Origin of the sequence: Neobacillus thermocopriae (assembly GCF_010975035.1) — a bacterium.
Taxonomy (GTDB): domain Bacteria; phylum Bacillota; class Bacilli; order Bacillales; family Cytobacillaceae; genus Neobacillus; species Neobacillus thermocopriae.
In genome coordinates, this window is the sequence record NZ_JAAIUV010000018.1 from 59,766 (window position 1) to 70,423 (window position 10,658).

General features: G+C 36.5%; 11 protein-coding genes. 3 read left to right on the forward strand and 8 right to left on the reverse strand.

Translation table 11 applies throughout. From position 1 onward, the window contains the following. Nucleotides 1-114 precede the first annotated feature (114 nt). From G4Z05_RS11815 to G4Z05_RS11835, 5 genes are all read right to left on the reverse strand, one after another. Nucleotides 115-1,518 (reverse strand): PQQ-dependent sugar dehydrogenase, encoded by a 1,404-nt coding sequence (locus G4Z05_RS11815; protein WP_163252069.1) that lies wholly within the window; start codon nucleotides 1,516-1,518, stop codon nucleotides 115-117. Nucleotides 1,519-1,629: 111 nt separating this feature from the next. Continuing rightward, nucleotides 1,630-1,971: a hypothetical protein gene (locus tag G4Z05_RS11820; protein WP_163182507.1), complete on the reverse strand. Its 342-nt coding sequence runs from the start codon at nucleotides 1,969-1,971 to the stop codon at nucleotides 1,630-1,632. 259 nt (nucleotides 1,972-2,230) lie between these two features. Further along, the gene (locus G4Z05_RS11825; protein WP_205597537.1) at nucleotides 2,231-2,851 is read right to left on the reverse strand and encodes a DUF2812 domain-containing protein; all 621 of its coding nucleotides are present in this window, start codon (nucleotides 2,849-2,851) and stop codon (nucleotides 2,231-2,233) included. A 12-nt stretch (nucleotides 2,852-2,863) separates the two neighbouring features. Further along, nucleotides 2,864-3,178: a PadR family transcriptional regulator gene (locus G4Z05_RS11830; RefSeq protein ID WP_038535358.1), complete on the reverse strand. Its 315-nt coding sequence runs from the start codon at nucleotides 3,176-3,178 to the stop codon at nucleotides 2,864-2,866. A gap of 273 nt (nucleotides 3,179-3,451) precedes the next feature. Beyond that, nucleotides 3,452-3,823: a winged helix-turn-helix transcriptional regulator gene (locus tag G4Z05_RS11835; protein ID WP_163182510.1), complete on the reverse strand. Its 372-nt coding sequence runs from the start codon at nucleotides 3,821-3,823 to the stop codon at nucleotides 3,452-3,454. Between the two features lie 196 nt (nucleotides 3,824-4,019). Between G4Z05_RS11835 and G4Z05_RS11840 the strand changes: the two genes are divergently transcribed. Both G4Z05_RS11840 and G4Z05_RS11845 read left to right on the forward strand, forming a co-directional pair. Beyond that, the gene (locus G4Z05_RS11840; RefSeq protein WP_163182511.1) at nucleotides 4,020-5,249 is read left to right on the forward strand and encodes an MFS transporter; all 1,230 of its coding nucleotides are present in this window, start codon (nucleotides 4,020-4,022) and stop codon (nucleotides 5,247-5,249) included. A gap of 12 nt (nucleotides 5,250-5,261) precedes the next feature. Then, on the forward strand, nucleotides 5,262-6,110 hold the full coding sequence (locus G4Z05_RS11845) for an aldo/keto reductase (protein ID WP_205597538.1): 849 nt from the start codon (nucleotides 5,262-5,264) through the stop codon (nucleotides 6,108-6,110). Nucleotides 6,111-6,336: 226 nt separating this feature from the next. Here G4Z05_RS11845 and trmL read toward each other — a convergent pair whose 3' ends face one another. The 3 genes from trmL to G4Z05_RS11860 form a co-directional block, all read right to left on the reverse strand. After that, a complete protein-coding gene (trmL, locus tag G4Z05_RS11850; protein WP_038535348.1) occupies nucleotides 6,337-6,807 on the reverse strand; it encodes a tRNA (uridine(34)/cytosine(34)/5-carboxymethylaminomethyluridine(34)-2'-O)-methyltransferase TrmL in 471 nt (156 codons plus the stop codon). Nucleotides 6,808-6,928: 121 nt separating this feature from the next. Then, nucleotides 6,929-7,828 carry a nuclease-related domain-containing protein gene (locus G4Z05_RS11855; protein WP_163252072.1) on the reverse strand — a complete coding sequence of 300 codons (900 nt, stop codon included), beginning with the start codon at nucleotides 7,826-7,828 and terminating at the stop codon, nucleotides 6,929-6,931. A 316-nt stretch (nucleotides 7,829-8,144) separates the two neighbouring features. Next, a complete protein-coding gene (locus G4Z05_RS11860; RefSeq protein ID WP_240465373.1) occupies nucleotides 8,145-9,203 on the reverse strand; it encodes a DUF3231 family protein in 1,059 nt (352 codons plus the stop codon). Nucleotides 9,204-9,801: 598 nt separating this feature from the next. Here G4Z05_RS11860 and G4Z05_RS11865 point away from each other — a divergent pair. Then, complete coding sequence (locus tag G4Z05_RS11865; protein WP_163252073.1) at nucleotides 9,802-10,251, forward strand: DUF5946 family protein; 450 nt, start codon at nucleotides 9,802-9,804, stop codon at nucleotides 10,249-10,251. The last annotated feature ends 407 nt before the right edge of the window (nucleotides 10,252-10,658 follow it).

Genomic DNA, 10,658 nt, shown 5'->3' on the forward strand with positions numbered 1-10,658 from the left:
AAACTTCTTATTTAAGAAACGTAAATAATAGTGGTTAAGATAGAACTCAAAAAAAGCCGATTTCTATTTTTGGAGAAATCGGCTTTTTTGATTCTGAGTTGGTTCTATTCATGGTCATGGAATGATTTCAAAAACCGTACCCTGGTTGAAATCTGTCACTCTTACTGATCCATATACCCCTAAAAATAATCTCGTTTGATCCAGGTTCGTTCCAAGACTAACATAATAGGCAGCTTGAGACCCAAATGAGTAATCTGTCTCGATGATACGATAGTCATTGAGTTTTCCATCCATCCTTGCCATTGTATAAGCTAGAACTCCTTGAGCTGGAGCAGGGGAACCTTTCCGGGCAAGATCGGTGAATACCACACTACCTGTCAACGCTGGGATGGCTCTTCCCATATAAGCTTGTACACCAGTAAGCGCTGTTCCGGCAAACTTATCAGATCTTTGATCTTGATGATAATAACTAGTTAAAGGCTGAATTCGCCTTACAGAAGTTTTTACTGCTTCATTGAAATAGGCAATGGTTTTCTCATCCTGATTCGGATTGGTCGTACAGCTTTTTATGATCGGGGTAGGTAAAGTTCCTTCCCATCCTCGCCAACCTAAGTTTATAAATCCTTCTTGGTCGGGTTCCATATTCATGGATAAAGCTTGGATTAGCTGGGGAACAGGGAGTGGTTTGTAATAAATAAAAGAAAAGATGGATTCTACTAAATCTTGCCCGACATTCCCTATATATTTAATATATTGATGGTTGTATCTTTGAAAGGAGATGCCAGTAATATTGCGAACCCCTTTGGCTATAACTGTGAGTGTATCTTGAATGGTTACAGGCAATTCATCGAAACGTGTGACAGTAGGGGGAGATTGGATGTATGGATACCTTGATACATCAATCTCAATAATTTTACCAGCGATTTCTAAATCATTCTGGCTTAAATTAAACGGGTCATATCCTGAGCCCCCATCACCAGTCGTTAATACTAGTTTTCCTGATTCGGGTGAAAAGTTTAAACTGTTGACCCCATTATGATTGGAATAGGGCCTCCTCATGTTCAACAATGTGCGACGTTTTTGAGGCTGACCATTTCGATTGAACCCCCATTCCTCGACCGTATCAATATGATCATATTGCGTTTCTCGATTTTCCCACTTGAGGTTTAATGTGTTGGGATCACACGGGTCAGGTTGAAAAGATTTAGGTTCTACCCCTGGTCCTTGGGTTCCAGCAACGGAATAATGGAGATAAAACAAACCGTTATAATAAAATTGGGTATGGAATGCTAGTCCCAGCAATCCCCGTTCATCATATCCACCAGAAGTACCTAGTTGTAAAATTTGTGGGCGAATATCTAAAAATGTCCGAATCTCCCCGTTTCTTATGAATAAGACTTCTCCTACCTGAGTGGCAATAAAGATACTTTCAATGGTGTCACCTGGAAGGATAGCTGTTTTCAATACGGTGGGTAAGTTAATCCCATTGACAATGGGCCGTAAACGAACCTTTACCATTTCTTTTACACTCCCTCTATTATTCTTTTAAAAGAATATGAATAGAAGGGGGCGCTTAGTACCAAATAGTAGGTGCTTCTATCTCGATACAACTCACGGTTCTATTATTGATTATCCTTTTTTTAAGAATTTCTTCAAAAAGGGAGAAACTTCCTTGATCAAAGGTTGATATTGTTTATAGGTTTGCATAGCGGTATCAATCGTTCCTATAAGCAATTCCAAGTCAATTTGATTAAGAAGCTGCTGGATTTGGTTTGGTTGATGGTGCATGAAGGGGGCTTTATGAATTCGTCTTTTGCCAAGAAAGCTTTCCTCAAAATGTTCTTCACGGTCGAAGGATTCGTTGGAATGGTACTTGTCCACTTTAATAGGAACTCGTCCAGAACCAAACATTAGTTTGGTGAATGGGTCTACATCATTTACTGGATGTTTTTCCTCTTCTTGAAATTCCACGAAACCACACTTCCTTTCTTACGGTAGTTTCCAATTGATCTTTATTTTAAACTATGAATTGCTTTGATTGAGGGTGAGGGCGAATGGAACCTAACCATGACTCAAAAAGCCTACTGGTCAAGACGATTAAAAATAGAAGTGGATGACTAATAGTTTACAAAAGAGTAGGGCGGGGACCAAGTGTAAAAGGATATGTATAATATAAAAGGCCCGACAAGGTTTTGTCCGTTTGTCGAGCCATTTATTATGCATTGTAGATTTATTGGTTTTTATGTTTTTCAAATAACATTTGTGCTTTATATCCAAAGGTGAAATATAAAAGGATCATAATTGGAATGAATAACCAACTTAACGTACGAAAAATGACAAATGGGGTTTCGAATAAGAAGGCTTTCCAAAATTCACCTCCAGTCATATCCCACAAACCTTTCGTTAAATACAATTGTTTTGGATGAAATAAGGCTGCTATGTCAATAGCATCAGTGGCTACTAAGGCAGCAAAGATTGGCACATAACATAACCCTAACTCGATAAACATCTCAGATAATCTTTTATATTTTCCAGCCTTTGATAATTGGTCTGAAAAAATATCATCATGAGCATTCGGGTCGATCTTTTTAAAATATTGAGCCCCAGACCCTTTACTTCCTGATACATGTTTCCAGCCACTATCTTCGAAAAGCGTAATATAATCAATGAAATCCGCTTGATTTTTAAACCTTCGGAAGTCAATCTTGATGATCGTATTTTCCGGTTCCGATTCTTGGAAAGTATATCCGAATATCGATTTATGAAGGAACTGATAGCCTTTTTTCGCCATCTCATTTAGCCATTTTTCTTCTTTATCAAAATCTATAAAGAACTTAAACTTTCTCAACATGATTCCTCCAATTTAAAGATTTAATAATTCTTTCGTAATGCCAATCATGTGTTGCATTCTATAAAAGTCCAATTTCAATACTTCCTTCCCTTTTTCTGTGATGACATAGGTTTTCCGGCGCTTATCTTCACTTTTAACCGATTGAATCATTCCTTGTTTGAGTAAGTTTTCAATCGCTCCGTAAAGGGTACCAGCCGCAATTTTCACTTGATGATTACTGAGCTCCTCCACCTTTTGCATAATAATATAGCCATGAGCAGGTTCTAATAGGGAGAGAAGTACATAGTACGTTGTTTCAGTCAGTGGCAGATTTTTATCTCTATTCATAAAATCCTCCGTATAAATAATTACTAAGTCTAACTATATAGTTCAACTGTATAGTTATATTATATACAGTTTAACTGTATAATGTCAAAAAAATCTCATGATGAAAAAGTTGATTTCGTGTGAAGAAAGATGAAATGAGAAGGGGGAAAATAATGAATAGGCGTGAAATGGTTCCGTACTGTGAAAATAAGGATCAGGAAAATTCAAAAAAGAAAAAGAACCACCTACCTACCTAACAATGATAGGAGGAGCTCTTTTACGATTGTTGAAGTATTATTTTAATTTTTCATTTAGAATATTTTCCTCTAAAACCGAAAATTTGTCTCCATATACTTTGGTGATATGTTTTTCTCCCCAAGCACACAAGGAGTCAAGTATGTCTTTCAAACTCCAACCATACTCACTGAGTTCATATTCGACTTTTGGGGGAACTTGATTATAGACAATACGATTAATCACGCCATCTTCTTCTAATTCTCGTAATTGTTGCGTTAACATTTTTTGAGTAATATTTGGCATCAGGCGCTTCAATTCACTTGTTCGTTTTTTACCATGGGTGAGATGGCAAAGGATGACACATTTCCATTTTCCTCCAATAACCTCTAATGTAGCTTCCACTGCAATATTGTATTTCTTTTTGTTCATCGTATCCCTCCAAATCGATAGGTACCAAAAAGTTACTATATTACTTTTTGGTGCTTATGGCACTTATAAGTACGTTCTTCTCAATCAGTATGATATGTTCCATAATAACATGTGCCGGCGAAACTTCAATATATTCATCATTTTCTGCTAGCAGAGTTTGATTCATACAACAAGAGATTAATCAGGAGGGGAAGTCATGTCTTTGAACAAAACAAAGAGTAATTTTGCGCTATTGGCCTTGGCAATAAGTGCATTTGCGATTGGCACAACCGAATTCATTAGTGTTGGTTTATTGCCATTGATAGCAGATGATTTAAATATCTCAGTCAGATCAGCTGGATTAACAGTTTCGTTATATGCATTGGGTGTGACATTTGGTGCACCGATCTTGACGTCTCTGACATCTGCCATGTCACGTAAAGCATTATTACTTTGGATCATGATTGTTTTTATTATCGGAAATGCTCTTGCGGCTAGTGCATCTAGTATGGAGGTTCTCCTAGTTGCCCGTGTTCTTTCAGCGTTTTCACATGGGGTCTTTATGTCCATTGGATCTACCATTGCGGCTGATTTAGTTCCAGAAAACCGTAGGGCAAGTGCGATTGCGATGATGTTTACTGGGCTTACCGTTGCTACGATTACAGGAGTTCCGTTTGGCACGTTTATCGGGCAACAATTTGGATGGAGAATCTCGTTTATGGCGATTGTGGCAGTTGGTTTGATTGCCTTATTAGCTAATTTCATTTTTGTACCATCTCATTTGCGAAAAGGAGCACGGATGGTATTTCGGGATCAAATTCAGTTGTTAACAAATGGCCGACTATTACTACTATTTTTGATTACAGCTTTAGGGTATGGAGGAACATTTGTTGTATTTACGTATTTATCTCCATTGCTTCAAGATATTACAGGGTTTAAAGAAGGAACGGTTGCGGGCCTTTTGCTAGTCTATGGTGTGGCCATTGCGATCGGTAATGTCCTTGGCGGAAAAGCAGCGAACAAAAACCCATTAAAAGCATTATTTTATATGTTTATCATTCAATCTATTGTGCTGTTTGTTCTTACATTTACCGCACCATTTAAGATTGCTGCAGTCATCACAATTATCCTAATGGGGGTACTGGCATTTATGAATGTGCCTGGCCTGCAAGTGTATGTCGTGATCTTAGCGGAGCGTTTTGTACCGCGTGCGGTGGATGTCGCTTCTGCCGTTAACATTGCTGCATTTAATGCAGGAATTGCGATTGGTTCCTATTTGGGAGGAGTCATTACCGATTCGATTGGTTTGATCCATACACCTTGGATCGGGGCAGTAATGGTGCTAGGAGCGGTTGTTCTCACTGCGTGGAGTATGGCCTTGGAACGAAAAGATAAAAGAATGACAGCAAATTCAACATGTGATTCAAAAACGGTTTATTCATCATAAAGGGAGGAAATGATGATGACAGCGAAAAATTTACAAGATCGAACGACATTAACTAATGGGGTTCAAATGCCTTGGTTTGGTTTAGGGGTATTTAAAGTAGAAGAAGGTCCAGAACTGATTCAAGCAGTGAAAACCGCCATCAAGCATGGATACCGAAGCATTGATACAGCCGCAATTTATGAGAATGAAGAAGGGGTCGGACAGGCAATCCGGGAAGCAATGAAAGAAACAGGCATTTCCAGGGATGAATTATTTGTGACCTCAAAAGTATGGAATGCAGATTTAGGTTATGATTCCACCCTTTTAGCCTATGAAAAAAGCTTAGAAAAACTCGGATTGGAGTACCTTGATTTATACCTCATTCATTGGCCAGTAGAGGGTAAATTTAAAGAGTCTTGGAAAGCATTAGAAACTCTTTATAAACAAGGCCGTGTAAGAGCGATCGGAGTAAGCAATTTCCACATTCATCATCTGAAAGATTTAATGGAAGAGGCTGAAATAAAACCAATGGTCAACCAAGTAGAGTACCATCCACGCTTAACTCAGAAAGAGCTTAAAGCGTTTTGTCAGGAACATGGTATTCAAATGGAAGCCTGGTCTCCGCTCATGCAAGGACAAATTCTGGACAATCCGATACTGAAAGAAATCGCTGAAAAATATCAAAAGTCTGTTGCACAAGTGATTTTACGTTGGGACTTGCAGAATGGCGTCATCACGATACCAAAATCCACGAAAGAACATCGTATTATAGAAAACGCGAACGTATTTGATTTTGAGTTATCGAAAGAAGATATGGAGCGAATTGATGGGTTAAACGAAAATCACCGTGTAGGTCCAGACCCAGATAATTTTGATTTTTAATATAGAAAAATAGGACTCGATTTAATGAGTCCTCATTTTTTTGAACTTCGAGAATGGTAGTGCAAGCGCCCATATGGTATCCAAAGTAACAGGTGAAATGACAAAATCGCCCCCGTCTTCATTTGTGGGGGCAGAATTGACCAATGATAGGAAAACAAAAGGAATGGGAACGAACCCATTCCTAGAAAACAAAGCAAATAAAAAATCTTCCATCATGAAAGATTTTTTATTTTAAATGAGGATATCCTTGCTGACGCAACGCCTCATAAACCAAAATCGCAGCTGTACTTGAGAGGTTCAGTGATCGAACATTCTGATTCATTGGTATTCTTAAAAAGTGATCTCGATGTTTTTCTAGTAAATCTTTTGGTAAACCCGTTGTTTCTTTTCCAAACATAAAATAATAGTCTTTTGATGTATCACTGAAATCATAGGAAGAATGGGTTTGTTCTCCAAACGTCTCTATATAGTAAAACTCGCCTTGATTTTTCGAAAAGAATTCATCCAAAGAATCGTAATAAGTGATGTTTACCAAATGCCAGAAATCTAATCCAGCACGTTTGATCATTTCTTCATCTGTTGAAAAGCCAAGTGGTCGGATTAAATGTAAGGCTGTATCCGTTGCCGCACAGGTAAGGGCAATATTTCCTGTATTTGCAGGAATATCTGGTTGATAAAGTACAACATGTATGGCCAAGAATGTCACCTCAATCTAAATTTTACCCTCCAAATTATAACATATGGATGGAAAGAAAAAAGTTTAGCTTTATAAATGAAATCCAGGCTTTTAGGGTGGCAGTACAAACGGGTGCATATTATTACATCTTAATGGAATTTTCCTCAACTGTCGTGCAATAATTGGCGATTTCCATACAATGTTCAATATTTTTCAGCTGAAATGCACCGTAAATTCTCTCCTTAGTCGTGAGCTCCTGAAAAAAGAAATGTTGTAATTGTTCTTTGTTGCAAATACGTGTGACGATGCTGTTATCGGACCAATCGTGAACTTCACTTTCTTCGTGATTAAAAAATAATAAAGGAGTGATCCAGGTTTTAATCTCTTGACTTTTCAAATAGTTGGAAAGGATAACGGTCGTATTCTGAATCTCGCCCAACGGATTTTCGCAAGTCTTAACGGTTAATTCGCCCAATTTATTTTTATCAAAGATGACGGCCTCTTGTTTTTCATCATCCAATAAATTAGCTAAGAATGAAAATTTATGGCTGCCCATCCTTGTTAATCCTAATACAATATGCCCCTTCCAGTGTTTCGTCTCAATGACATAAATTCCTGTTGGGAGCAGGATCACGTGATCCATTTGACGTTTCTTTCCATTCCCTTCAGGGATATAAATATTGGGCATGATAATCATTTCATCCGGAAGAATGATCCTCTCTTGAATGAATGTGGTTTTCATATGTTCAAGTATTTGATGGGTGAGAATTTCCCCTTGGTTAAGATAATTTTTCCGAATCGTTTCGTTTTCCATCATCAACTTTTCTATTTGATGTTGATACGATTCAGATATTTGTAAGACCTTTTCATCATAGGCCGCTGCGGCCGCTTCCATCGATGCTTTTTGGATTTCTTTTATCGCCTCGAGCTCTTGGTAATGGCTATTTCTCATTTCTTTTTGTTTCGTTTTCTCATTTTTTACTTTTATAGTCAACCAAGTAGCCAACACAGCAAGGAAGATGGAAATAATAAACCAGACCATTTATTTTCTCCTTTCTTGCAATGAGTTGGAAATAAAACGAACATTTTCCATGTGTTATATTATAGCAATTATTTTTTGGAATATCGAAGAAAAGAAGGGGATTTCACATAATAGTAAGGAGTAGTTAAAAATAATATCATTATGTAAATCTTGTTAGAGAATAGAGTGAGGAGAATGAATTATATAAAATTGTTCAAAGAAAAACCCCTATAGTGGACTTTTCTATCTACTAGAGGGGAAAAGTAAATATTTCTTCAACAAATCAAAAGAACATGTCATTTCCAAAATAGGAAGGGGGGATAGGACCAATTAGATGTCACAATTTGGATCTGTCAAATGCCAATGGCGGTGATTCCATCCATCCATTTTCAATGAGGAGATTAGCTGCATCATCAACGAATAACCCGATACTCGTTAAGTTTCTTAAAAATAAGGCACTAATATCCCTTCTACCATTCACGGAGATTGCGTTGGCACAGGAACGGATCTTCATGGCAAACATATCCAATTTATGGAATAACATGATCTTATCCGAAAATGGTGCAGAGTCGGATGTTGTGACTAAATGGTCTATGTATGTTGGTGTTGGCAAGTTTTCTTTTTGTAATTTCTCCATACATTGCTTTACTGCTTTATCTGTCATATCTAACCCGCGTTTAAATAAAGCTTTTATTTTTTCATCTCGAACCGTTTGGTAAAATCCCAATAATAATGCTTTACTTGTTGTATTATTTTCAATGTTATCGTAAAGATGAATTACTTCCATGGCATGTAAAGGTCTGACATCCCCGAACCAACCATTTAAGTAATTTTGTTTATTTATAAAAGTAGGTTTTTCTGGTATTGGAATCATGGGAGGTTTTGCTAAGTAATGATGTCCGTACAAAATATTATTAATTTGCCCTAATAAAATAGCGGTACATTCATTGGCATAATTAAAAAATTCTCTTATATCCTCCCTCAAAACTAAAGGAATGGCAATGGAGTAGAGGTTGAGTCCTGCTTTTGCCGCATATTTGAGATAATGCACATAAAATTCATCATGAAATAAGCGTGGGGCAGTAAGATTTACATCCTCTTCAGTAAAGCTGAATGGAATTGGAAAATTTTCTTTATGGAAAAACACCTCAATCTTTTTCAAAAAATCTTTGCATAAAGCCAAACTATTTTCCAATAATGTTCTTATCGCATCATCATCACAATGTTGAAGAAAATAAGTTAAAATTCGCTGTGACATACTGTTCCCATTAAACGTAGCCCAAAGTTTGCCCATTTCAACAGATGTAAAGGGTTGAGTCTCATCTAATTCTTTTGCACTGTATTGGATGGGTTTTATAACATCCATTGGATTTAATTTCTTATCGGCAGTCATCATGAATCCCCTTTCCACATTTGTCCTTAGATTGATCATTTTACTACCATTTCATTCCTAGTTTGGTCAGTCCAATGAGAAAATTTTTATGAAATGGGGAGTTAATCGAATGCTTTTACAAAATATAAGAACGAAACAAGTTGAGCGACAACTATCGATTTGACATTTCTACTATTATTTACCATGTCATATTTGGTACGAAAACATTCGCTTTTATAGACAAAATAAGAATATATTCCTATTTGATTTGATAGCGAAGTGGCTACTTGATATACCTTTAACAAGGAATTTATATATAGTTGATTTTTTTAGCCTTTACTTAAATTTTTAATCTATACATAGTGAAAACCAGTTTTCCTTATTTATAGAAAAGCACTCATTTGTGAAAAGGGGAGGAGAGCAACTTTCGTAAAAATAGGATACGATAAAATGTTAGGAAAACACGCCAAACGCTGTTATATTAAGCGATTTGACGTGTTTTTGTTGATTACATAGATTTTAATCAAAAATTAAACGAACCGGGCAGGGATGTTGACCTTTACGTTACGTGAAAGTTTAAAATAAAAAAGTTAAATAAACTTTTATGGAGGAAATACCTACAATGGTGGACAATCACACATGGATGGAGAATGGAAAATGTATGGAATGTGGTGCGAAGGAAATAGATGGATTATCCTGTTACGAAATGTTTCAATTTCCACTTGTTTGGGAACATAATGCCACAGATTTATATGCCTTACATTTTTGGCTTGTTTCTTGTTATATGATTCAACATCCCTCTAACTATACGGAAGAAGGGTATAATCTCCTGGTGAACTTGTTCACTGAAGCGTATGATAATGAGTGGCCAACGGATTATATTCTTCAAAAAAATCGGGAACTCGTATCAAAAATAAATAAAATAACCAATCCTTTACCAAATAACAAAAGAAAACGTATATCAAGAAATTGGTCAATGACAATAGAAGATATTTATCTAGGTGGAGAGGAACATGCGATAGAGAAAATAAAAAAATGGAAAGAGCAAGTTAGAATCGATTTAGAAAAATAATTAGTTATGCCAATCAACTTGGTTGCTATTATAAACCTTTAAAATTTAACAACCAGTCTATACCGAAAATGGCTAAAATGATATTACGAAACGAAAAGAAAAACATGACATCGTATGTTTTTCTCTTCAATAAATTCGAATATCGATTCACCACGCTTTTTTGAAAAATCTTAAAACTAAAGTGCTTTATTTTGTCTCACGAAATCTATCACTGGAGAAACCATTTGTAATGATAAAGCAATATTTTTTACTGTTTTTTTGTTTAGCTAAAAATGTGGTTTGGACCTACGTCAATATTCCGGACACAAATAAATTAAATTCCAAACCACTTTCTAATTTAAATTACAGTTACCTTTCGTGGCTTGACATGGAGCCTCGGCGGGCATGAGTTCTATGCCAGGAAGCCA

Coding starts and splice junctions, on each gene's coding strand:
- G4Z05_RS11815 (WP_163252069.1), bottom strand. CDS start 1,518: ATGGTAAAGGTTCGTTTACGGCCCATTGTCAATGGGATTAACTTACCC.
- G4Z05_RS11825 (WP_205597537.1), bottom strand. CDS start 2,851: ATGTTGAGAAAGTTTAAGTTCTTTATAGATTTTGATAAAGAAGAAAAA.
- G4Z05_RS11830 (WP_038535358.1), bottom strand. CDS start 3,178: ATGAATAGAGATAAAAATCTGCCACTGACTGAAACAACGTACTATGTA.
- G4Z05_RS11835 (WP_163182510.1), bottom strand. CDS start 3,823: ATGAACAAAAAGAAATACAATATTGCAGTGGAAGCTACATTAGAGGTT.
- G4Z05_RS11840 (WP_163182511.1), top strand. CDS start 4,020: ATGTCTTTGAACAAAACAAAGAGTAATTTTGCGCTATTGGCCTTGGCA.
- G4Z05_RS11845 (WP_205597538.1), top strand. CDS start 5,262: ATGATGACAGCGAAAAATTTACAAGATCGAACGACATTAACTAATGGG.
- G4Z05_RS11855 (WP_163252072.1), bottom strand. CDS start 7,828: ATGGTCTGGTTTATTATTTCCATCTTCCTTGCTGTGTTGGCTACTTGG.
- G4Z05_RS11860 (WP_240465373.1), bottom strand. CDS start 9,203: ATGATGACTGCCGATAAGAAATTAAATCCAATGGATGTTATAAAACCC.
- G4Z05_RS11865 (WP_163252073.1), top strand. CDS start 9,802: ATGGTGGACAATCACACATGGATGGAGAATGGAAAATGTATGGAATGT.